The sequence below is a fragment of the Mycobacterium sp. MYCO198283 genome (genome assembly GCF_021213805.1).
Lineage (GTDB): Bacteria > Actinomycetota > Actinomycetes > Mycobacteriales > Mycobacteriaceae > Mycobacterium.
In genome coordinates this window covers 1-20,058 of the sequence record NZ_JAJQJI010000011.1, presented here as the reverse complement: position 1 = coordinate 20,058, position 20,058 = coordinate 1, and the positions used below count along the sequence as shown (strand labels likewise).

25 protein-coding genes and 1 tRNA gene are annotated in these 20,058 nt (G+C 70.0%); 15 read left to right on the top strand and 11 right to left on the bottom strand.

Annotated elements, in window-relative coordinates; genetic code table 11:
• Positions 1-12: 12 nt before the first annotated feature.
• Both LV457_RS18770 and LV457_RS18765 read left to right on the top strand, forming a co-directional pair.
• Entirely contained in the window at positions 13-225 is a 213-nt protein-coding gene (locus tag LV457_RS18770; RefSeq protein ID WP_232173052.1) for a DUF3072 domain-containing protein, read from the top strand.
• Complete coding sequence (locus LV457_RS18765; RefSeq protein WP_232173051.1) at positions 222-473, top strand: hypothetical protein; 252 nt, start codon at positions 222-224, stop codon at positions 471-473. Before LV457_RS18770 ends, LV457_RS18765 begins: the two co-directional genes overlap by 4 nt.
• Here the strand turns inward: LV457_RS18765 and LV457_RS18760 are convergent.
• The 3 genes from LV457_RS18760 to LV457_RS18750 all read right to left on the bottom strand — a co-directional run bounded on the left by LV457_RS18760 (position 452) and on the right by LV457_RS18750 (position 4,401).
• On the bottom strand, positions 452-1,138 hold the full coding sequence (locus tag LV457_RS18760; protein WP_232173050.1) for a DUF899 family protein: 687 nt from the start codon (positions 1,136-1,138) through the stop codon (positions 452-454). The two genes, LV457_RS18765 and LV457_RS18760, sit on opposite strands and share 22 nt — an antisense overlap.
• A 58-nt stretch (positions 1,139-1,196) precedes the next feature.
• Complete coding sequence (locus LV457_RS18755) at positions 1,197-1,967, bottom strand: SDR family oxidoreductase (RefSeq protein WP_232173049.1); 771 nt, start codon at positions 1,965-1,967, stop codon at positions 1,197-1,199.
• A gap of 67 nt (positions 1,968-2,034) precedes the next feature.
• Complete coding sequence (locus tag LV457_RS18750) at positions 2,035-4,401, bottom strand: excinuclease ABC subunit UvrA (protein WP_232173048.1); 2,367 nt, start codon at positions 4,399-4,401, stop codon at positions 2,035-2,037.
• Positions 4,402-4,549: 148 nt separating this feature from the next.
• Here LV457_RS18750 and LV457_RS18745 point away from each other — a divergent pair, with 148 nt between their 5' ends.
• A complete protein-coding gene (locus LV457_RS18745; RefSeq protein ID WP_232173047.1) occupies positions 4,550-4,867 on the top strand; it encodes a PASTA domain-containing protein in 318 nt (105 codons plus the stop codon).
• 361 nt (positions 4,868-5,228) lie between these two features.
• Here the strand turns inward: LV457_RS18745 and LV457_RS18740 are convergent.
• The 3 genes from LV457_RS18740 to pgm all read right to left on the bottom strand — a co-directional run bounded on the left by LV457_RS18740 (position 5,229) and on the right by pgm (position 8,227).
• A tRNA-Ala gene (locus LV457_RS18740) sits at positions 5,229-5,301 on the bottom strand.
• A 53-nt stretch (positions 5,302-5,354) separates the two neighbouring features.
• Complete coding sequence (locus tag LV457_RS18735) at positions 5,355-6,596, bottom strand: MFS transporter (protein WP_232173046.1); 1,242 nt, start codon at positions 6,594-6,596, stop codon at positions 5,355-5,357.
• The gene (gene pgm / locus LV457_RS18730) at positions 6,593-8,227 is read right to left on the bottom strand and encodes a phosphoglucomutase (alpha-D-glucose-1,6-bisphosphate-dependent) (protein ID WP_232173045.1); all 1,635 of its coding nucleotides are present in this window, start codon (positions 8,225-8,227) and stop codon (positions 6,593-6,595) included. Before pgm ends, LV457_RS18735 begins: the two co-directional genes overlap by 4 nt.
• A gap of 65 nt (positions 8,228-8,292) precedes the next feature.
• Between pgm and LV457_RS18725 the strand changes: the two genes are divergently transcribed.
• The 5 genes from LV457_RS18725 to mbtN are packed head-to-tail and all read left to right on the top strand — an operon-like array spanning position 8,293 to position 12,047.
• Entirely contained in the window at positions 8,293-8,676 is a 384-nt protein-coding gene (locus LV457_RS18725) for a CrcB family protein (RefSeq protein WP_232173044.1), read from the top strand.
• The gene (locus LV457_RS18720; protein WP_232173043.1) at positions 8,673-9,023 is read left to right on the top strand and encodes a CrcB family protein; all 351 of its coding nucleotides are present in this window, start codon (positions 8,673-8,675) and stop codon (positions 9,021-9,023) included. Before LV457_RS18725 ends, LV457_RS18720 begins: the two co-directional genes overlap by 4 nt.
• Before the next feature lie 35 nt (positions 9,024-9,058).
• Entirely contained in the window at positions 9,059-9,313 is a 255-nt protein-coding gene (locus LV457_RS18715) for an acyl carrier protein (protein ID WP_232173042.1), read from the top strand.
• Positions 9,310-10,878, top strand: a complete 1,569-nt coding sequence (gene mbtM / locus LV457_RS18710) for a long-chain-fatty acid--ACP ligase MbtM (protein ID WP_232173041.1) — start codon at positions 9,310-9,312, stop codon at positions 10,876-10,878. The genes LV457_RS18715 and mbtM overlap by 4 nt, the downstream gene beginning before the upstream one ends.
• Positions 10,875-12,047, top strand: a complete 1,173-nt coding sequence (mbtN, locus tag LV457_RS18705) for a mycobactin biosynthesis acyl-ACP dehydrogenase MbtN (protein ID WP_232173040.1) — start codon at positions 10,875-10,877, stop codon at positions 12,045-12,047. The genes mbtM and mbtN overlap by 4 nt, the downstream gene beginning before the upstream one ends.
• Here mbtN and LV457_RS18700 read toward each other — a convergent pair.
• On the bottom strand, positions 12,014-12,637 hold the full coding sequence (locus LV457_RS18700) for a GNAT family N-acetyltransferase (protein ID WP_232173039.1): 624 nt from the start codon (positions 12,635-12,637) through the stop codon (positions 12,014-12,016). The genes mbtN and LV457_RS18700 overlap by 34 nt on opposite strands.
• A 55-nt stretch (positions 12,638-12,692) precedes the next feature.
• A complete protein-coding gene (locus LV457_RS18695; protein ID WP_232173038.1) occupies positions 12,693-13,121 on the bottom strand; it encodes a hypothetical protein in 429 nt (142 codons plus the stop codon).
• Positions 13,122-13,161: 40 nt separating this feature from the next.
• Here LV457_RS18695 and LV457_RS18690 point away from each other — a divergent pair, with 40 nt between their 5' ends.
• The 4 genes from LV457_RS18690 (at position 13,162) to LV457_RS18675 (ending at position 15,751) form a co-directional block, all read left to right on the top strand.
• Entirely contained in the window at positions 13,162-13,353 is a 192-nt protein-coding gene (locus LV457_RS18690) for a hypothetical protein (RefSeq protein WP_232173037.1), read from the top strand.
• A 57-nt stretch (positions 13,354-13,410) separates the two neighbouring features.
• Positions 13,411-13,617 (top strand): hypothetical protein, encoded by a 207-nt coding sequence (locus LV457_RS18685; protein WP_232173036.1) that lies wholly within the window; start codon positions 13,411-13,413, stop codon positions 13,615-13,617.
• A gap of 92 nt (positions 13,618-13,709) precedes the next feature.
• Positions 13,710-14,864 (top strand): MFS transporter, encoded by a 1,155-nt coding sequence (locus LV457_RS18680; RefSeq protein ID WP_232173035.1) that lies wholly within the window; start codon positions 13,710-13,712, stop codon positions 14,862-14,864.
• Positions 14,861-15,751: an N-acetylmuramoyl-L-alanine amidase-like domain-containing protein gene (locus tag LV457_RS18675; protein ID WP_232173034.1), complete on the top strand. Its 891-nt coding sequence runs from the start codon at positions 14,861-14,863 to the stop codon at positions 15,749-15,751. The genes LV457_RS18680 and LV457_RS18675 overlap by 4 nt, the downstream gene beginning before the upstream one ends.
• 325 nt (positions 15,752-16,076) lie before the next feature.
• On the opposite strand, the gene LV457_RS18670 is transcribed toward LV457_RS18675, so the two are convergent.
• Positions 16,077-16,655, bottom strand: coding sequence for a TetR/AcrR family transcriptional regulator (locus LV457_RS18670; RefSeq protein ID WP_232173121.1), 579 nt, complete (start codon positions 16,653-16,655; stop codon positions 16,077-16,079).
• A 94-nt stretch (positions 16,656-16,749) separates the two neighbouring features.
• On the opposite strand from LV457_RS18670, the gene LV457_RS18665 reads away from it, so the two are divergent.
• Together LV457_RS18665 and LV457_RS18660 are read left to right on the top strand one after the other, a co-directional pair.
• On the top strand, positions 16,750-17,223 hold the full coding sequence (locus tag LV457_RS18665; protein ID WP_232173033.1) for a DUF1772 domain-containing protein: 474 nt from the start codon (positions 16,750-16,752) through the stop codon (positions 17,221-17,223).
• Positions 17,224-17,254: 31 nt separating this feature from the next.
• Complete coding sequence (locus LV457_RS18660) at positions 17,255-17,626, top strand: DUF4267 domain-containing protein (RefSeq protein ID WP_232173032.1); 372 nt, start codon at positions 17,255-17,257, stop codon at positions 17,624-17,626.
• Between the two features lie 22 nt (positions 17,627-17,648).
• On the opposite strand, the gene LV457_RS18655 is transcribed toward LV457_RS18660, so the two are convergent.
• Entirely contained in the window at positions 17,649-18,215 is a 567-nt protein-coding gene (locus LV457_RS18655) for a dihydrofolate reductase family protein (RefSeq protein WP_232173031.1), read from the bottom strand.
• Between LV457_RS18655 and LV457_RS18650 the strand changes: the two genes are divergently transcribed.
• Positions 18,202-18,594 (top strand): hypothetical protein, encoded by a 393-nt coding sequence (locus LV457_RS18650; protein WP_232173126.1) that lies wholly within the window; start codon positions 18,202-18,204, stop codon positions 18,592-18,594. The genes LV457_RS18655 and LV457_RS18650 overlap by 14 nt on opposite strands.
• A 173-nt stretch (positions 18,595-18,767) precedes the next feature.
• Here LV457_RS18650 and LV457_RS18645 read toward each other — a convergent pair whose 3' ends face one another.
• Entirely contained in the window at positions 18,768-19,802 is a 1,035-nt protein-coding gene (locus LV457_RS18645) for a hypothetical protein (protein ID WP_232173030.1), read from the bottom strand.
• Between the last annotated feature and the right edge of the window lie 256 nt (positions 19,803-20,058).

Genomic DNA, 20,058 nt, shown 5'->3' with positions numbered 1-20,058 from the left:
CATGACACAACCATGAGTGACGACGCGGCACGTGCCCCGCAGGAGAACGCCGAGAAGGACCCGTCGGACTGGGTGACCGGCGACGAGCCGATGACCGGCGCCCAACGCAGCTACCTGCAGACCCTGGCGCAAGAGGCCGGCGAGCAGGTGCCCGACGACCTCACCAAGGCCCAGGCGTCGGAGCTGATCGACCGGCTGCAGAGTCAGACGGGCCGCGGGCAGTGAGCCGGGTGCGGGGGGCGCTGCGGACGGCGCGCACCGTCGAGCAGCGCGTGGTCAAGGTGCAGCGCCGGATCTGGTTTCTCCAGGCCGGCCTGTGGTTGCTGCTGGCCGCGACGATCGTGGGCGCGGCGACGCTGGTCGGGCTGCGGGTGCTGCGCTCGCCGGGCCCGCAGCCGGCATCGGCGGCCGGTCCGCAGAGTCGGCCGGCCTCGGCGAACGGTTCGCAGCCTCAGCCGTCCGCCGGGCCGTAGGCGCGGGCGATGTCGGGGCTGTCGGCCCACCCCGAGTAGGTGGGGCGCTGCGGCCACCCGGGCGGCGAATCCTGCCACTCCTCCTGCCGACCGTAGGGCAGCACGTCGAGCAGCCCGAACGTATGGCTGAGCTGCTCGGTGCCGCGGCCCGCGGTGTGCCAGGTGCGGTACACGGTGTCGCCGGCCCGCAGGAACACGTTGATCCCGAACCCGCCGCCGGGCGGGGCGTCGACGTCGGCGCCGAACGAGCTCTCCGCCGAGGAGTACCACTCCATCCGGTTGCCGACCTTGTGGCGGTAGTGCAGCGCCTCGTCGATCGGCCCGTTGGTGACGATGACGAAGCGGGCGTCGTAGTTGTCGAGGAACTCCAGCCGGGTGAACTGCGAGGTGAAGCCGGTACAGCCGCCGCACTGCCACTGCGCGCCGTCGGACCACATGTGGTGGTAGACGATCAGCTGCGAGCGGCCGGCGAAGATGTCGGCGAGCCGGATGGGGCCGTCCGCGCCGATCAACGTGTAGTCGGGCAGCTCGACCATCGGCAGCCGGCGTCGCTGGGCGGCGATGGCGTCCAATTCGCGGGTGGCGGCCTTCTCCCGCCGCCGCAGGTCCTGCAGTGCGGCGCGCCAGGTGGCCTCGTCGACCACGGGTGGTAGCGGTGTGCTCATGCGGTTCTCCCTTCGCTGTCGCAGGTATCGACCGCCGGCGCCCGCGAAACTCATCGCGCTACCCGGTGTCGCGGCTCCCGGCGGTGCGGATCCGCGGCGCGAGCTGGACGAACTCGGGGACGACGCTGGGATTGCGGTGCGCCAGCGCCACCAGCGACACGAGCGTGTCCGCGACGTCGCGCAGCGCTGACATCTGCGCCGGGAGCTGGCCCTGCCGCACCCAGGACCGGAAGAGCTGCGCCAGCAGGTCGCGGTCGGCGCCGCGCAGGATTTCGGTGTCCTCGGTGGGACCGATCCCCACGCGGATGACGGACAGCTCCGGGTGCTCGCCGCGCCAGGAGTGCAGGATCTCGTCGAGCGCGGCTTTGCTGGCGCTGTAGGCGGCCACACCGGCGCGCGGCCGGCCGACGTCGTGGCTCGACGCGATCAGCACGACCCCCGCGTCGGACAGCTGCGGCAGCGCTGCCCGCAGCACGTTGTTGGCACCGACGGCGTTGACGGCGAACGCGTGCATCCAGGTGGTGATGTCAGTGTCCTCGATGTAGGCGAAGGGCACCACGGTGCTCGTGACCACCACCGCGTCCAGGCCGCCGAGCTGTCGCGCCGCCGCGGCGACGACCTCCTCGATCGCCACCGGGTCCTCGACGTCGAGCTCGTAGGCGGTCCCACCGACCGTCTCGGCCAGCTCCCGGAGCTGCGCCATCCGCCGAGCGGCGACGGCGACGGTGGCGCCGCGCTCGGCAGCGTCGACGGCGACCGCGTGACCGATGCCCGAGGACGCTCCCACGACGAGCAGCCGCAGGCCGGTGACCTCGTCGGGTGTGGTCACGTCGCGCTCGCTTTCGCCGGTGGGGATCGGTTCGTCGGGACAGTACCTGCCCGCGGTAAGGGTGTGCTCAGTCGCCCGTGGCGCCGACGTACTCGGCGAGATGCCGGCCGGTGAGCGTCGACCTGGCGGCGACCAGATCCGCCGGGGTGCCCTCGAAGACGATCCGGCCGCCGTCGTGGCCGGCGCCGGGTCCGAGGTCGACGATCCAGTCGGCGTGCGCCATGACCGCCTGGTGGTGCTCGACGACGATCACCGAACGGCCGTCGTCGACCAACCGGTCGAGCAGGTCGAGTAGCTGGCGGACATCCGCCAGGTGCAGCCCGGCGGTCGGCTCGTCGAGGACGTAGACCTCGGCCTTGTCGGCGAGCTGGGCGGCCAGCTTCAGCCGCTGCCGCTCACCGCCCGACAGCGTGGTGAGCGGCTGACCGAGCGTCAGGTATCCGAGCCCGACGTCCGTCAGCCGGCGCAGGATGTGTTGGGCCGCAGGCACCTTCGCGTCACGAGAAGCGAAGAAGGCGGCCGCCTCGGTCACCGGCATCGCCAGCACCTCGCTGATGTCGCGGCCGCCGAGGCGGTACTCCAGCACCGCGGGCTGGAATCGCCTGCCGCCGCACTCCTCGCACGGGGACTCGACGGTGGCCATCACGCCGAGTTCGGTGAAGATGACGCCCGCGCCGTTGCAGGCCGGGCAGGCGCCCTCGGAGTTCGAGCTGAACAGCGCTGCCTTCACGCCGTTGGCCTTGGCGAACGCCTTGCGGATCGGCTCGAGCAGTCCGGTGTAGGTGGCCGGATTGCTGCGGCGCGACCCGCGGATCGGCGCCTGGTCTATCACCACCACGCCGTTGCGGCGGGCGAGCGAGCCGTCCACCAGCGAGCTCTTGCCGGAGCCGGCGACGCCGGTGATCGCGACCAGCACCCCCAGCGGGATGTCGACGTCCACGTCGCGCAGGTTGTGGGTCGCCGCGCCGCGGATCGGCAAGGTGCCCGTCGGCTTGCGGACCGCGGGCTTGAGCTCGATGCGCTCGTCGAGGTGGCGTCCGGTGACGGTGTCGCTGCGCCGGAGCTCGGCGGGCCTGCCCTCGAACGTCACCTGTCCGCCGGCGGTGCCGCCGCCCGGCCCCAGGTCGACGACGTGGTCGGCGATCGCGATGGTCTCCGGCTCGTGTTCGACGACCAGCACGGTGTTGCCCTTGTCGCGCAGCCGCAGCAGCAGCTCGTTCATCCGGGCGATGTCGTGCGGGTGCAGGCCGGTGGTCGGTTCGTCGAAGACGTAGGTGACGTCGGTGAGCGCTGACCCGAGGTGGCGGATCATCCTGGTGCGCTGCGCTTCTCCGCCCGACAGGGTGCCGGCGGGCCGGTCGAGCGAGAGATAGCCGAGGCCGATCTCGACGAACGCCTCGAGCGTGTCGCCGAGCGCGGTGAGCAGCGGCGCCACCCCCGGGTCGTCGAGCTCGCGGATCCAGCTTGCGGCGTCGGTGATCTGCAGCGCGCATATGTCGGCGATGTTGCAGCCCTTGATCTTCGATGACCGCGCGAGCGCCGTGAGCCGGGTGCCGTCACACTCCGGGCAGGTGGCGAACGTGACGGCGCGCTCGACGAAGGCGCGGATGTGCGGCTGCATGGCGTCGACGTCCTTGGCGAGGAAGGACTTGCGGATCTGCGGGATGAGCCCGGCGTAGGTGAGGTTGACGCCGTCGACCTTGATCTTGGTCGGCTCCATGTGCAGCAGCGCGTCGAGCTCTTTCTTCGTGAACTTGCGGATCGGCTTGTCCGGATCGAAGAAGCCGCAGCCCCGGTAGATCCGGCCGTACCAGCCGTCCATGCTGTAGCCGGGCACCGTGATGGCGCCCTCGTTGATCGACTTGGTGTCGTCGTAGAGCGCCGTCACGTCGATATCGGACACCGCGCCGCGGCCCTCACAGCGCGGGCACATGCCGCCGGTGATACTGAACTCGCGCCGCTCTTTGACGGTCCGGCCGCCCTTGTCCATCGTCACCGCGCCCGCCCCGCTGATCGAGGCGACGTTGAACGAGAACGCCTGCGGCGACCCGATGTGAGGTTCACCGCGGCGGCTGAACAGGATCCGCAGCAGCGCGTAGGCGTCGGTGACGGTGCCGACGGTGCTGCGCGGATTGGCGCCGAGGCGCTCCTGGTCGACGATGATCGCCGCCGTCAGGCCTTCGAGTGTGTCGACGTCGGGCCGCGACAGCGTGGGCATGAAACCCTGCACGAAGGCGCTGTAGGTCTCGTTGATCAGCCGTTGCGACTCCGCGGCGATCGTTCCGAACACCAGCGAACTCTTGCCGGAGCCCGAGACGCCGGTGAACACCGTCAGCCGGCGCTTGGGGATCTCCACGTCGATGTTGCGCAGGTTGTTCTCCCGCGCGCCGCGCACGCGGATGACGTCGTGGCTGTCGGCTGGCTGCCTGCTCATGCGGCTCCTTCCGATCCCTGGTGCGACCAACGATCCTGCCAGGCGCCGATCGCAGCGAGCGGCGGTTCGTCGTCGGATAAGTTAGGGCTCACGGTTTTGCGTAGTACAACAGCAAAGCAGGCTCCCTTCCACCGTCAAGGAGATTCCAATGGCCAAGGCCTCCACCGCGATCATCGGCTCGCTGTCAGCGCTCGTCATCGCCACCGGGCTCGCCGCCCCAGCTGCCGCCGACGACGAGACCTATGAGATGCCGGACATCAAGGGCATGAGCCTGCAGCACGCGGAGGCCACCGTGAAGTCGCTGAGCGAAGACCTGACGCTCAACGCCCAGAACGACGGCCCCGCGCAGGACATTCATAACGAGACGAACTGGACCGTCTGCTACCAGTACCCGTCCGCCGGCGAGGAGATCAGCGCCGACTCCTACCTCGGCGTCATCGTCGCCCGCCCCAACAACTGCTCGTAGCGCTCACTGCCCGGTCCCCCCCGTTTGCGCGAGCGTGCGTGTCTGCACGCCGACGCGCCGCGAAACGCGTGCATTCCGCGCACGCTCGTGGCGGGGTGAGCGTGCGTGGCGTGGCCGAAGCGCACCTTTGCCCGGCGCACGTTTGCCCGGCGCACGTTGGCCCGGCGCACGCGCTCGAATGTGCGGTTTCATACGCGATACGCCGTTGGCGGCGTATCAGATCGCACACTCCCCGACCGTGCGGTGGTGCCGCGGTTCTCAAAGCGCGCGCGGCGTCGGCAGATCCACAGGACGGGCTCACGGTCGTGCTGTCGAACGGCGCCAGTGAGCGGAACTGACGCTCCTGACCTGCGGTTTTGGGTGGAGCTAAGGGGACTCGAACCCCTGACCCCCACACTGCCAGTGTGGTGCGCTACCAGCTGCGCCATAGCCCCGCGTGCCCGCCAAAGCTACACCACGGCGCAGGGGCCCTCAAAACCGTGGGCGGCTAGGGCAACTCCCCCGCAGCCTCGGACCCCAGGGGCCGGTTCGGGGTCGACGAGCGCACCGACGGCGGCCGGGTTTCGGGCGCGAGCACCCAGCCGAGGGCGGCCAGCAGCAGGATGCCGCCGCTGATGACGAACGCCCACGAGAACGACAGGTACTGGGCGATCTGCCCGACGAGCAGGGACCCGACGATGGACCCGACGTCGGACATCATCTGGAACGTGGCGACAGCCGTCCCGCCGCGGGCGCGGTTGCCGATGATGTCGGCGACGGCGGCCTGCTGCGGCGCCACGAAGACGCCCGTCGCCGCTCCGGTCACATAGGCCGCCACGAGGAACACCGGCAGCGACGTGGTGAGCCCGACGAACATGGTCGACACCGCGGCGACCGTGAGCCCGCTGATCAGCAGCCTGCGCCGGCCGACCCGGTCGGAGAGGTAGCCGCTCGGGATGGTCGCGGAGACGTTGCCGACGGCGAAGGTGGCGAGCGCCAGCCCTGCGACGCCGGCCCCGCGGTCGAGCACCTCGACCACGAACAGCGGCACCAGCGCGATCCGCAACCCGAACGCCGCCCAGCCCGTCGTGAAGTTGGAGAACAGCGCCGCTCGGTACGCGCGGTGGCGCAACACTTCTCGCACGGAGACGGCGGGTTCGGTCGACTCGATGGGCGCGGCGAGTGCGCTGCGGCGCAGGCTGACGAAGATGACGGCCGGCGCGACGAGCAGGGCGGCGCCGTAGATGAGGAACGGCGCGGAGAGCCCGAGACCGGCGGTGAGGCTGCCGAGCACCGGCCCGCACACCGACCCGATCAGGAACCCCGACGAGAAGAGCCCGGCGACGCGGCCGCGGGCGCCGGGCGGCGAGATGCGGATCATCAGCCCCAGCGACGACACCGTGAACATCGCCGAGCCCACGCCGCCCGCGGCACGGAACAGCAGCAGCTGCCCGTAGCTGTCGGCGAAGGCGCAGGCGCCGGTGGACACCGCGACGATCAGCAGGCCGGTGATGTAGATCCGCCGCTCCCCCCACCGCTGCACCAGCAGGCCGGCGGGCGCGGCGCCGACGAGCCGCATCATCGCGAACGCGGTGATGACGAACGTCGCCGCGCTGATGCTCACCCCGAAGTTGCGCGCGTACTGCGGCAGCACCGGGGCGACGACGCCGTAGCCGAGCGCGACGACGACATTCGCCGAGACGAGCAGCCAGACTTCCCGCGGGAGCGTCGTCGACGCAGTGTCAGTCACCCGATGACCGCATTGACCACCTCGCGGGCGGCATCCTGCACGGCCCGCAGGTGGTCGGGTCCGCGGAAGGACTCGGCGTAGATCTTGTAGACGTCCTCGGTGCCCGACGGCCGGGCGGCGAACCAGGCGTCGCGCGTCGTCACCTTGAGCCCGCCGAGCGGCGCGCCGTTGCCCGGCGCGGTGGTGAGCTTGGCGGTGATCTCGTCGCCGGCCAGCTGGGTCGCTTGGACCTGCTCGGCCGACAGCTCGGCGAGGCGAGCCTTTTGCTCGCGGTCTGCGGGCGCGTCGATGCGGGCGTAGGTCGGCGCGCCGTAACGCTCGGCGAGTGCGGCGTACCGCTGCGACGGCGACTGACCAGTGACTGCCTGGATCTCCGAGGCCAGCAGCGCCAGGATGATGCCGTCTTTGTCGGTGGTCCACACCGAGCCGTCGCGGCGCAGGAACGACGCCCCGGCCGACTCCTCACCACCGAAACCGATAGTGCCGGTGAGCAATCCGTCGACGAACCACTTGAACCCGACGGGCACTTCCACCAGCGTGCGGCCGATGCCCTCGACCACCCGGTCGATGATCGACGAGCTCACGGCCGTCTTGCCCACCGCGACGCCGTCGGGCCAGTCGGGCCGGTGCGTGTAGAGGTAGTCGATCGCGACGGCCAGGAAGTGGTTCGGGTTGAGCAGCCCGGCGTCGGGCGTGACGATGCCGTGGCGATCGGAGTCGGCATCGTTGCCGGTCGCGATCTGGTACTCGCCGCGATTGGCAATCAGCCCAGCCATCGCGTTCGCCGAGCTGCAGTCCATCCGGATCTTGCCGTCGGTGTCGAGGGTCATGAACCGCCAGGTGGCGTCGACGAGCGGATTGACCACCGTCAGGTCGAGGCCGTGGGCCTCGGCGATCGCGCCCCAGTAGTCGACGCTGGCGCCGCCCATCGGATCGGCGCCGATGCGGATGCCCGCCGACCGGATGGCGTCGAGGTCGACGACGTTCGGCAGGTCGGCCACATAGTCGCCCAGATAGTCGTGCGGCTGCGCCGCCTGCCGCGCCGCCGCGAACGGCCGCCGCTTGACGCCGCGCAGCCCGTCGCGCAGCAGCTCGTTGGCGCGCGCGGCGATCGCGCGGGTGGCGTCGGTGTCGGCCGGCCCGCCGTTGGGCGGGTTGTACTTGAAGCCGCCGTCGCGAGGCGGGTTGTGTGACGGGGTGACGACGATGCCGTCGGCCAGCCGGTCGGCGCGGCCGGCGTTGTGGCGCAGGATCGCGTGGCTGACGGCCGGGGTCGGCGTGTAGCGGTCGGCCGCGTCGACCATGGCCACCACGTCGTTCGCGGCGAGCACTTCCAGCGCCGACGCCCACGCGGGCTCCGACAGCGCATGGGTGTCGCGGCCGATGAACAGCGGTCCGGTCGTGCCCTGCGCCGCCCGGTACTCGACGATCGCCTGCGTGGTGCCCAGGATGTGCGCTTCGTTGAAGGCGCCGTCGAGGCTTGAGCCGCGGTGACCCGACGTGCCGAAGACCACCTGCTGCCCGACGTCCTCAGGGTCAGGCGTGACGGTGTAGTACGCGGTCACCACATGCGCCACGTCGATCAGGTCTTCGGGTCGCGCCGGTTGCCCGGCGCGCGGATGGGCGGCCATGTCCTCGATTCTGCTCCTGCGTCCTAGGCTTCTCGCCGGCCGGTCACCTCGACATCGGAAGTGCCATGACGACGTTTCGCATCCTCGTGCTGGTGGCGCTCGGGGGTGTGGTCGGCGCGGTGTCCCGGGCGTTGATCGAAGGGGCCTGGCCGCACCCACCGGACACCATCGGCTGGGCGACGTTCGTGATCAACGTGTCGGGCTGTCTGCTGCTCGGCGCGCTGCTGGCCGCGATCGAGCGCTTCCGGCCGGACCAGACCCTGCTGCGGCCCTTCCTGGGCGTCGGCGTGCTCGGCGGCTACACCACCTTCAGCACCCACATCGTCGAGGTGCAGCAATTGATCGATCACGGCGAGCCGGCGACGGCGCTTGCCTACCTCGGCCTGCAGGTGATCACCGGCGTGGCCGCGGTCGCGGTGGGCGAGCGCCTGGTCCGGCGGCCCGCATGACGCTGCTGTGGGTGGCGCTCGGTGCCGCGATCGGCGCTCCGCTGCGCTATCTCGTCGACCGCTGGCTCACGAGCGGCCGACGGTGGCCGTGGGGCACGTTCGTGGTCAACGTCGCGGGCTCGTTCCTGCTGGCGGGCCTGACGGCGGTTCCGGTGGGGCCGACGGCGTCGGCGGTGGTGGGCGCCGGGTTCTGCGGCGCGCTGACCACCTATTCGACGTTCGGCGCCGAGACGCTGCGCCTGCTCCGCGACGAACGGTGGCGCGGCCTCGCCTACGCCGCCGCGAGCCTCGTCATGGGCCTTTCGGCGGCGTACGCCGGCCTGGCGATCACCCGCTCCTTTATGTGAGGCTAACCTAACTCAACGTGGTAGCGTCCTGCGCCGTGGAAGCGTCACGATCCGAATCCGTCAGCGTCGCGCTCGAGGGCATCCTGCGCGAGGACCTGGGCGTCGGCATCGCCCGCCTGACCCGCGACTCGCATCTCGTCGACGACGTCGGGCTGGACTCGGTGGCGTTCGCGGTCGGCATGGTGGCCATCGAGGACAAGCTCGGCGTCGCGTTGAGCGAGGAGGAACTGCTCGGCTGCGACACCGTCGGCGACCTCGAGGACGCCATCCTGGCGAAGACACCCGCGTGAGCGTGCTCGCCGACGCCTTCTCGGCGTCGCTGTCGACCTCACCGCACGACCTCGTCGTCTTCGACAAAGCGGCCGGCGCCTGGCACGCCACGCCGTGGCCGGAGGTGCTGGCCATGGCGCAGGCGGTCGCGACGCGCCTGCTCGACGAGAACGGTGACGCGCCGGTGGGCCTGGTCGGCGAGCCGACGGCCGAGTTCGTCGCCGGCATCTTCGGCGCCTGGCTCGCCGGCGCCGGCATCTCGATACTCCCGAACCCGGTTCGCGGCGCCGAGCCCGCGCGCTGGGCCGGTGCCACCGTCGAGCGGTGCCAGTCCCTCGGTGTCCGGACCGTTCTCGCATCGGAGGAGTTCGTCGGCACCCTCGAGTCGGTGGACTCGGCGCTGCGCATCCACGACGTCGCGCCGATTGCGCACGGCGCAGCCCGGGCGTCCGTCGCGCCGGTCGGCCCGACGGACGTCGCGCTGCTGCAGGGCACCGCCGGTTCCACCGGAAGCCCCCGCACCGCACTGCTGTCGCCCGACGCGGTGCTGAGCAATGTTCGGGCGCTCACCGAGCGGGTCGGGGTGGACGCCGGTTCCGACGTCGGTCACAGCTGGTTGCCCCTCTATCACGACATGGGCCTGGCATTCCTACTCGCCGGCGCCTACTCCGGAGTGCCGCTGTGGCTGGCGCCGACCTCGGCGTTCGCTGGGTCGCCGTTGCGCTGGCCGGCCTGGCTGACGGAGAGCCGCGCGACGCTCACCGCGGCCCCGAACTTCGCCTACGGTGTGATCGGCAAGTACGGCAACGCCGTTCGCGACGCCGATCTGTCCGCGCTGCGGTTCGCCCTCAACGGTGGCGAACCCGTCGACTGCGACGGCATGGCGAGCTTCGCCGACGCCATGGCGCGCTTCGGATACGACGGCGCGGCGGCGTCGCCGTCCTACGGGCTGGCCGAATCGACCTGCGCCGTCACGATTCCCGCGCCGGGCACCGGGCTGGTCGTCGACAGTGTCGTCGACGACGAGGGCCGCGTCCGAAACCACGCGGTGCTGGGTCAGCCGGTCGCGGGGATGCACCTGCGGATCACGCCCACGGGCTATGACGTCGCCGACGCCGCCGGCCGCGGCATCGGCGAGATCGAGGTGCGCGGCGCGTCCATGATGGCCGGGTATCTCGGCGACGAGCCCCTTGACGCGCAATCCTGGTTCCCGACCGGCGATCTCGGCTACGTCACCGCCGACGGCCTGGTCGTGTGCGGCCGGATCGAGGAGATCATCACCGTCGCCGGCCGCAACATTTTCCCCACCGAGGTCGAACGCGTCGCTGCGCAGGTCGAAGGTGTCCGCCAGGGCGCCGTGGTCGCGGTCGCGGGCGGTGCCGCCGCACGGCCGGCGCTGGTCGTCTCCGCCGAATACCGCGGCACCGACGAATCCGGCGCGCGCAGCGAACTCATCCGGCGGGTGGCGTCGGTGTGCGGCGTGGTGCCCGCGGAGGTGAGGTTCGTGGCGCCCGGCTCCCTGCCGCGCACCTCGTCCGGAAAGCTCCGCCGACTGGAGGTCCGGCGCACGCTGGTGGGCACATGACCACCGTGACCGAGCTGACGGTGGACGACTACCGGTCCCTGCTCGACGAGGCCTTCGGCCCGCAGGTGCGGGCGTGGACGGCGGAAGCCGAAGCCACCGAACGGTTTCCGCGCCAGCTCGTCGAACACCTGGGCCGCGCCGGCGTGTTCGACGGCAAGTGGGGCAGCCGGCAGCAGCCCGACGTCGCCAAGCTCAACGAGCTGGCGTTCGCGCTCGGGCGGCTGCAGTCCGCCGGGATCGGCGTCGGCGTCAGCCTGCACGATTCCGCCATCGCGATCCTGCGCCGCTTCGCCCGGTCCGATCACCTGCGGACCGTCGCCGACCGGGCCATCGCCGGCGACGCGGTGCTGTGCATCGGCGCCTCGGAGGAGTCCGGCGGCTCGGACCTGCAGATCGTCGAGACCGAGCTGCGCACGGCGGCAGGCGGTTTCGAGGTGCGGGGTGTCAAGAAATTCGTATCGCTGTCACCGATCGCCGACTACGTCATCGCCGTCGTCCGCAGCGTCGACCACGACCAGCACAGCCGTCACGGCAACGTCGCGCTGGTCGCCGTGCCGCTCGACGACCCCGGCGTGGCGGTGCAGCAGCCCTACCGCAAAGTGGGCGCCGGACCGCTCGACACGGCCGCGGTGCACATCGACACCTGGCTGCCCGCGGACGCGCTGATCGCCAGGGCGGGAACGGGTCTGGCCGCCATCAGCTGGGGACTGGCGCACGAGCGCCTGTCCATCGCGGGGCAGGTGGCGTCGTCGTGTCAGCGGGCGCTCGGCATCACGCTCGCGCGGATGGTGCAGCGCCGCCAGTTCGGGCACACGCTGTATGAGCATCAGGCACTGCGGTTCCGGGTCGCCGACCTGCAGGCCCGGGTGGACCTGCTGCGCCACGCGCTCCACGGCATCGCCCAGACCGGCCGGCTGGACCTGCGGACGGCCGCGGCCACCAAGGTGACCGCGGCGCGCCTCGGCGAAGAGGTGGTGTCGGAGTGCATGCACATCTTCGGTGGCGCCGGCTATCTCGTCGACGAGACCCCGCTGGGCCGGTGGTGGCGCGACATGAAGCTGGCCCGGGTGGGCGGCGGCACCGACGAGGTGCTGTGGGAGCTGGTGGCGGCGGCGATGACGCCCGACTTCGCCGGCTACGACGACGTGATGGGCCGCGGAAACGCATAGAGCGCCATCCGCCGGTTCGCCATGTCGTGCTCGCCGAGGAAGCGGCAGCCGACGAACTCGCAGAGCCGGCGGGCGCCGATGTTGCGGTGATCGGGATCGAACATCACCCGCCGGCAGTCCGGTTCGCGGTCGAACAGGCTCGCGACGATCTTGGGCAGCAGCAGCGGGCCGAGTCCGCGGTTGACGATCTTCGGGTCGGCGACGGCGGCGTGCACACCGAGATCGTGGGGTTCGGCGTCGTAACAGGACGCGATCGAGTCCTTGGCCGCGCGGTACACCTCGACATAGCCCCGCTCAGCGCCCCGCAGGCTCGCCATCAGCGGCAGCGAGTACTCGCCGGCCAGCTGCGCCGACACGTGGCGGTGCCACCACCACTGCGGCCGGTCGTACTCCCACGTCGCGGCGAGATGCGGCCGGTTCATCCACTCCGCCAGCAGCGCCGCGTCACGGTCGGGGTCGACGACGCGGATCGCGAACGGCTCGGCCAGCACCGGCACGGGCGGTCGCGGAACGCGTCGCACCCGGTCGGGGATATCGGTCAATTCACGCGGCAGCACCGGCGCGGCGGCGGCGTCGTCGGTACCAGGCATGGTCGACGCCGACCTTACCCGAGCAAGTGAGGGTCGGCTTACCTTCCTCGGGTCGTCAGGCCGAGCCGAGCAGCAGGATCCCGGCGGTCATCAGACCGACCACCTTGACCGCTTCCAGCGCGATGTAGGCGTGGTGGGCGCGCGAGCGGGGCGCGTCCTCCCCGGCCAGCACGGCCGCGGTGCGCCGGCCGAGGAACGGGCGGACGAGGACGATCTGCGCGACCAGCGCGGCGACGGCCGCGGTGACCGCGACGTCGACGCCGGTTCCGCCGCCGGTGGCAAACAGCGCCGCTGCGACGGCGATCGCGAACACGCTCTCGCAGGCGTTGAGCGCGCGGAAGACCAACCGGCCGATGCCCAGCCCGATCTGCGTCGTCACGCCCGGCGCCCGGAACTTCAACGGCGCTTCGAGGAACGAGATCGCCAGCACCATGCCGAGCCAGCCGAAGATGACGGCGATGGCGACGGCGATTCCGGTGCTCACGAGCCCACAGGATAGGACACTGGTCCGGTGAAGGACGCCGGTGAGCGCTGACGAGGATCGGCTCGACGAGCTGCGGCGGTGGGAGGACTCCGGTGCGCACTGGCGGGTCGTCACCTCGACGCCCGACCGGGTGACCATCGCGCTGCTCACCTGCGACGGCGGTGAGGAGGTCGGTCGCTTCACCACCGACGACGTCCGGGTGCTCGCCTACGTCACGCGGTCAAACGGCTGACGCCCGAGGCCGGGTCGCTCTAGCGTTGACGGCGGCCGTCCGAGCGGGAGGAGCGCCATGTTGATTAGGTGTGACGCGCCGGCCGGCGGCCGGTACGCCGGACGGGTCGGCGCGCTCGCCACCGCCGAGCACCTCGCCGCCGAACCGCGGGCCAGGGCCACGGTGGACACCGTGCCGGTGTCCGCCATGACGCCCCGGCAGCGCGAGGCGCAGCTGGAGCCGCGACGCGCCGGCTTCCCGCACCGATTCGGCCCACAGCCCTGACCGAACACCAGCGGTCGAGCTATCCCGGTGAGCTGCGGGCGAACTGGCAGCCACTGGCCGCGGCGACCGCGGGCCTGAGCGCCGGCCTGAGCTTGAGCGCCTACACCAATGCGGCGATGGCGCCGCAGTTCCTGGCCGCGTTCGGGTGGAACCGCTCGGATTTCGTGCTCACCGGCGTCATCACGCTGCTGACGTTCGTCTTCCTGCCGGTGTACGGCCGGCTGACCGACGTGTTCGGCGTGCGGCGCGTCGCGGTGGTCGGCGTCGTCGGGCTGCCGGCCTGCTGGATCGCCTACGCCCTGATGTCGGGGCCGATCTGGCAGTACTTCGCCATCAACGTCGCAATCATCGCGGTGGGCGTCACGACGACGCCCGCGATCTACAGCCGCATCGTCGCCATCCGTTTCCATCGGGCGCGCGGCCTGGCGCTGGCTGTCGCGATCTCCGGTCCGCCGCTGCTCGGCGCGGTCGCGTCTCCGGTCCTCGACATCGTCAACCGCAGCTACGGCTGGCGCGCGGGATGCCTGACCATCGCCGCCGCCATCGCGGTGCTCGGCGCCGTCGCGCTTCACCTCATCCCCCGCAGCGACGCCACGCCCGGTGCGGCACCGCGCCGCACGCGCGCCGACTACCGCGCGATCGGACGCAGCCCGGTGTTCTGGCTCCTGCTGGGCGGGGTGTTGCTGTGCAACCTGTACCACTCGGTGACGACGGCCCAGCTCGGCGTGGTGCTGGGCGACTCGCTGCGCAGCGGTGAGGCGACAGCACTGCTGATATCGGTGTTCGCCGGGGCCGTGATCGCCGGGCGGTTCGTCTGCGGCGTCGCGCTGGACCGCCTCACGCCGCACGTGGTGGCCGCCGTCGCGATGGGGCTGCCGGGCGTCGGCTGCCTGCTCATCGCGTCGGGGTCAGACAGCGTGGCTATGCTGATGGTGGCGGTTTGCTGCCTGGGGGCGGCGTGGGGCGCCGAGGGCGACGTCGTGGCATACCTCGTGGCACGGCGCTTCGAGCTGGCGGTCTTCAGCACGGTCCTGAGCGTGCTGATGGCCGGCGTCGGCGTATCCTCGGCGCTCGGCGCGTTCATCCTCAGTCGCACGCTGCAGCACAGCGACAGCTTCGACGGCTTCCTGGTCTTCGCCGGTGTGACGGCCTGGTGCGGCGGTGCGCTGTTCCTGCTGCTGGCGCGCTGGCCGGAGCGACGCGACGTCGAGACCGCGGCCGGCAACGACAGCGTCGACGCACGATGATGAACGCGCCCGGCCGCTGCGCGGTGCGAGCCGCCCTGGCGCTGCTGGTGCTCGTCGGCTGCTCGCCGCCCGATGCGCCAACCCCGTCCGCGCCGCCCAGTACCGCATCGACCAGCACCGCACCCTCGGCCGCCGCCGTTCCCCCACCCACCGCCGCCTCGGCGCTGCCGGCAGTCGTGCAGATCGACGCGGGCAGCCGGCAGCTACTCGACCAGCTGCTGATCCTGCGCGGCGAGACGGCGCCTGCCGACAGGTCCGAGGTGCTGTCCCGGCAGTTCCTCGGCACGCCGTACGTCGCGAACACCCTCGTCGGATCGGAGAGCGAACCCGAGCAGCTCGTCGTCGACCTGGCACGGGTCGACTGCTTCACCTACGCCGATTACGTCGAGGCGGCCAAGCGTGCCGACACCCGCGACGGCTATCTCGCGGCGCTCACGCAGGTGCGGTACAAGAACGGCGTCGTCTCCTTCCCGACACGACGGCACTTCTTCACCGACTGGGCCGCCGCCGCGCCCGCCGTGGCCACCGACATCACGACGACCCTCGGCCCCCACGCCGTCAGCACCCAGAAGAACCTGAACGCCAAGGACGACGGCGGCGTGTATCTGCCTGGCCTGCCGATCGTGTCGCGGACGGTGACCTACCTTCCCCGCGCACTGGTCGACGACGCCGTCATCGGTGCGCTGCGGACCGGCGACTACATCGGCGCCTATGCCGAGGACGGCGGCCTCGACGTCACCCACGTCGGCATCTTCATCTCCGGACCGGACGGACCCGTCCTCCGCAACGCCTCCTCGCGGGCGCAGGACATGTCGGTGGTCGACTCGCCGTTCCGCGACTATCTGGCCACCGTCCCGGGAATCGTCGTGCTGCGGCCGGTGCAATAACGGTTGCCCCACGCTTCGGTCACGACGAGCCTCGGCCGTCGAGCGCGGTGCTTTGATCGGGCAGGCGGCCTGATCCCGGGCCCGTCCGAAAGGTGGCCGATGGCGTCGCTGGGAGCGGTATCGCTCGTCGTGCTGCTCGCTGTCGTGGCCACCGGAGCGGCGGTGTGCGGCGTTATCGTCGCAGCGATACGCCGGCGGCGGCGACGCGTCCGCCGTTATCTGATCGTCGGTTTCTGCTGCGGGCTCGTCGCGGGCGGCGTGCTGCGAAAGCGGTTGGTGCGCACGGCGTCGAGGACCTACTGGCGGCTCGACCGATGGCGGGGCGTCACCGATCTGCTCGACGTCCCCCGTCGAATCGCTCGACGAGGAGTTCGAGACGCTGCGATTGCTGGCCGGGCTGTAGCCTTCCGGCACGGCCGAGGCTGACGAGCCCGTGCAGGGCCGCCCACAGCACCTCGGTCAGCGCATCCGCGTCTCGGTCGTCGGCGACGGGTTCGACCGCGCGCCGCAGTTCGGCGAATGCCGCGGCCAATTCGGGCGGCGTGTCCCCCTCGGCGAAGCGCAGGGTGGTGGCCCGCGTGAACATCGCGTCGTAGAGGGCGGGGTTGTCGTAGGCGAAATCCAGGTAGGCGCGGGCGGTCTCGGTCAGGGCCTCCCCGCGGATCCGGGCCTTACGCAGCGCGTCCGCCAGCTCGCCGAAGCCCTCGCGGGCGATCGCCGCGGCGATCTCGTCCATCCCGGCGAAGTGTTTGTAGAGCACGGGCTGGCTGTACTCGATCTCGGTGGACAGCCGACGCGTTGTGACGGCGTCCCAGCCTTCGGCCTCGGCCAGTGTGCGTGCCGCGGTCAAGATCAGCCGCCGGCGGGCGGCTCGTTCGCGCTCACGCCGATCGGTGGTGGCCATACCGGACGCTAGCACCGCTTCTCCTCGTAGCGCCGCTATTGCGAATCGCCCCCGTCAGGGTTAGCATTGCTAACCCTGGAGGAAGGACGGTCGCATGACCCTCGATCTTGCTCATGTCGCCGCAGTCGTCGCGGTGCTGGCCACCGCGGTCGTTTACGGCACGGACGTGTTCTGCGCCGTGGTGCTGCGGCCGGCGCTGGCGTCGATTCCAGACGACGCGCTGGTCGCCGTCACCGGTGAGGTGCACCGGTACGGCGACCGACGCCTCCCCGTGCCCGGAGTGCTCGGGACGCTCGCCACTTCGACCAGCGCAGCGCTCGCCGCGGCGTCCGGACAGGGCAGACCGGCCATCGCGGCGGGCGTCGCGGCGGTCCTGCTGCTGGCGTGGATCGCGCTCTACCTGCGCGTCAGCGCACCCATCAACCGCCGACTGACGGCGGCGGCTGACCGGCGCGAGCCGCTGCCGAACGGCCGTGCGCTGCAGGCGAGTTGGGACCGCGTCATCGGTGCGCGCGCCGTACTGCAGGGTTCGGCGCTGGCGGCGCTGTGCGTGGCGCTGCTCCCGTGACGACGACCCGAGACCTCCAGGAGCTGCCGTGATGTCCACCATTGCCGACGTCCTCGCCGGTTTGATCGCCGCGGCCATCATCGTGGTCGGCGCGCGTTTCCTCATCGCGCCGAAGGTGGCCGCCGCCGGCTACGGGGTGCCCGCGGAGCGCGGCCAGCCGTCCGGCGACGCCTACCTGGCCGCGAAAGGGGTTCGCGACATCGCCTCGGGGCTGATGGTCATCGCGCTCCTCGTGTCCGGAGCCACTCGTCCGCTCGCCTGGATGCTGTTGGCCGCCTCGGTCATCCCGGTCTCCGACGCCTGGATCGTGCTGCGCAGTGGCGGCTCGCGATCCGTCGCGCTGGGAGTGCACGGCATCACCGCCGTCGTGATGCTGGTGACGGTTGCGCTGTTGGTGGTCTGAGGCCCGGCGGTGGGGTTGTATGTCAGGGTTCGGTGGCCTCGTAGCGCAGCAGGACCGCGCCGCCGGGGAATGTGCGGTTCTCCAACAGTCGCAGCCGGATCCACGACGGCAGCGCCGGAAAGAACGGGGTGCCGCCGCCGACGGCGGTGGGCGCGACGACAAGCCGGTATTCGTCGACCAGTCCGGCGCGCACGATCGGTGCGGCCAAGGTTGCGCCCGCCACTTCCAGCCTGCCGTCGGTGTCGGCTTTCACCTTCGTGATCACCTCGACCGGGTCGCCGCGTTCGAGGCGGGAGTTCCAGTCGACGGACTCCAGCGTGCGGGAGAACACGACCTTGGGCATGTCGCGCCAGATCTGCGCGAAGTCGGCGATCATCGGGGTGGCGTCCGGCGCGTGATCGGCGGTCGGCCAGTAGGCGGACATCAGTTCGTAGAGCCGCCGCCCGTAGAACGCGCACGCGGTCTCGCGCTCGAAGTCGTTCCAGTACTGGTGCAGTTCTTCGCTCGGATCGGACCAGTCGATGCTTCCCTGCGGATCGCAGATGTAGCCGTCGACCGACACATTCATGCCATAGATGAGTCTGCCCATACGAATAAGACTGCACCGACGGGCGGATGTCATCGCAGAGCACACGCCTGCCGAGCCGCTCACCTGCTATTTAGCTGTGGAGCTGATCAGAGGCTACTCGAAGAATTCGACCCTGGGGTCGCGGCTCGCTGACCTGCAGGAACTCATTACCGCCGCCGAACCACGGCAACCTGAAACACCCCTTCAGGGCCGCCGGGCGTTAAAAAGACAAGTCAGTCAGGCGGAGATCGACGAGATGAGCCGCAAGTACCGAGCCGGAGTCTCGGCGAATGAGCTCATGACTCAGCATCACTTGGCCAAGCGCACCATCTCAGCGCTGCTGCGTGCCAATGGCGTCGTTCTTCGATCGAGAGGCGGCAACCCGCGTCGATCGCGTTGAGGCTTGCGGTCCAGTCCGCTGCTGGGCCCGAGCCAGTTCACGACGGCGAAGAAGCGATGTAAGTCCAACTGCTCGTGTGTGGTGAGCAGCGCGAACTCTCGATTGGTCAGGTGCCAGATCCCGCGCAGGTGATCGCGCTGGCTGGTGAAAGTGTGGTGTGTAAGGCGGGGCATCTAGGACAGGTCACCACTATCAAGCAGCATGATGTAGGCGGTCACGTGCATCAGCGCAATGACCGCGTTGATTCGCGAATACTGTTTCCGCGACACGGCATGCGCACTACCGTGCCGAGTGAACTCACGAGGGATGGAGTCGCCCCGACTCTGCCAGAACTCCGTGTGTGAGCCCCATATGCCACCAAACACCATCGCCGCCCGCATCGGCAGGTCGTCGATTGACAGTCGGTTGCGCTGATCGGTGACTTCCTTACGGGATGGTCCGTCGAGCGTCTCGCGCAACATCGTGTCGAGCAAATTGGCGGCCAGCGCCTGCGCCCCTTCGGGATGCCCATCCTCCAACATCTTGATGACGTTCAGGGCGAAGCCGCGGTACTGAGCGAACTCAGACTCTGACGCGGACTCGATCGACTCGCGGCAGGCAGTGACGATTCGCTTCCAACGCCTCCCGAGAATCCGCCGCCGCTCTTGCTTCGACGAGGCCGCGAGCAATGCGTTGAGTATGTCGGTCGGCGGCACCCAGGCGAGTGCGAGCCCTTCGTCCAATAGGAGCGTTTCGAGCTGGCTCATACCGCGAACGCCACGCCAGTTCGGCGGCAGCATGCCGTCGATAAATCGTCTGAAGTCCTCGAGAATGCCTTCAAACTGCTTGCGTTGATCGGTGTATATCTTGTCGAAGACTTTCAGGCTCGACGAGTCGATCAGATTCTTGAGCCCAAGGTTTTCGATATTGAGCGCCGGGCCGAGTAATCGCGTGTAATCGAGTTGAAGCGCTGGAAGATCGAGCTTGAATTTCGGAATATTCGCTTGAAGCGATTTTGCAAAGTCGACGCCAAAATCTTGCGTCGGCATAAGGGACTTTGCGATGGCGTCCAGATTCGGCATGGCGTCACGCTGGATCTCCGCGATCGAGGGCATGAGCTTCGACAGGTCGGGGCCCTGCATGCCTGCGGTCAGGCCTTGATACGCCTTTCTGATCTGCTCTTTTTGCGCATCAGTGTATTCGGGCCGTTCGTCTGGATTCTCAGCCATTCTGTCAGTTCTCAATTCGGGCATGTGTCGGAATAGAGCTTAGATAATACTTAAGGGGCTCTTCGTAATTGAGAGTGCGGCTGTGCTCAGCGGGTGTCGGGGTGATGGTGTCGTGTCGGTGAGCGGAGGTGGGCCCTCGGTGGGTGACGATGCGGGTTCCTACACCAAGCTTCGCCCACCCGCCGAGGGGTCCCGATGTCTGAGGTTACTGCCTGCTTGCGGGCTGTCGTTGCCGACACGATCATGCGTACCGTCG

Excerpts from the sequence above, each read along its gene's own strand:
- LV457_RS18770 (WP_232173052.1), top strand. The coding sequence starts at position 13 with ATGAGTGACGACGCGGCACGTGCCCCGCAGGAGAACGCCGAGAAGGAC.
- LV457_RS18760 (WP_232173050.1), bottom strand. The coding sequence starts at position 1,138 with ATGAGCACACCGCTACCACCCGTGGTCGACGAGGCCACCTGGCGCGCC.
- LV457_RS18750 (WP_232173048.1), bottom strand. The coding sequence starts at position 4,401 with ATGAGCAGGCAGCCAGCCGACAGCCACGACGTCATCCGCGTGCGCGGC.
- LV457_RS18745 (WP_232173047.1), top strand. The coding sequence starts at position 4,550 with ATGGCCAAGGCCTCCACCGCGATCATCGGCTCGCTGTCAGCGCTCGTC.
- pgm (WP_232173045.1), bottom strand. The coding sequence starts at position 8,227 with ATGGCCGCCCATCCGCGCGCCGGGCAACCGGCGCGACCCGAAGACCTG.
- LV457_RS18725 (WP_232173044.1), top strand. The coding sequence starts at position 8,293 with ATGACGACGTTTCGCATCCTCGTGCTGGTGGCGCTCGGGGGTGTGGTC.
- LV457_RS18720 (WP_232173043.1), top strand. The coding sequence starts at position 8,673 with ATGACGCTGCTGTGGGTGGCGCTCGGTGCCGCGATCGGCGCTCCGCTG.
- mbtN (WP_232173040.1), top strand. The coding sequence starts at position 10,875 with ATGACCACCGTGACCGAGCTGACGGTGGACGACTACCGGTCCCTGCTC.
- LV457_RS18700 (WP_232173039.1), bottom strand. The coding sequence starts at position 12,637 with ATGCCTGGTACCGACGACGCCGCCGCCGCGCCGGTGCTGCCGCGTGAA.
- LV457_RS18685 (WP_232173036.1), top strand. The coding sequence starts at position 13,411 with ATGTTGATTAGGTGTGACGCGCCGGCCGGCGGCCGGTACGCCGGACGG.
- LV457_RS18675 (WP_232173034.1), top strand. The coding sequence starts at position 14,861 with ATGATGAACGCGCCCGGCCGCTGCGCGGTGCGAGCCGCCCTGGCGCTG.
- LV457_RS18670 (WP_232173121.1), bottom strand. The coding sequence starts at position 16,655 with ATGGCCACCACCGATCGGCGTGAGCGCGAACGAGCCGCCCGCCGGCGG.
- LV457_RS18665 (WP_232173033.1), top strand. The coding sequence starts at position 16,750 with ATGACCCTCGATCTTGCTCATGTCGCCGCAGTCGTCGCGGTGCTGGCC.
- LV457_RS18660 (WP_232173032.1), top strand. The coding sequence starts at position 17,255 with ATGTCCACCATTGCCGACGTCCTCGCCGGTTTGATCGCCGCGGCCATC.
- LV457_RS18650 (WP_232173126.1), top strand. The coding sequence starts at position 18,202 with ATGAGTCTGCCCATACGAATAAGACTGCACCGACGGGCGGATGTCATC.
- LV457_RS18655 (WP_232173031.1), bottom strand. The coding sequence starts at position 18,215 with ATGGGCAGACTCATCTATGGCATGAATGTGTCGGTCGACGGCTACATC.
- LV457_RS18645 (WP_232173030.1), bottom strand. The coding sequence starts at position 19,802 with ATGGCTGAGAATCCAGACGAACGGCCCGAATACACTGATGCGCAAAAA.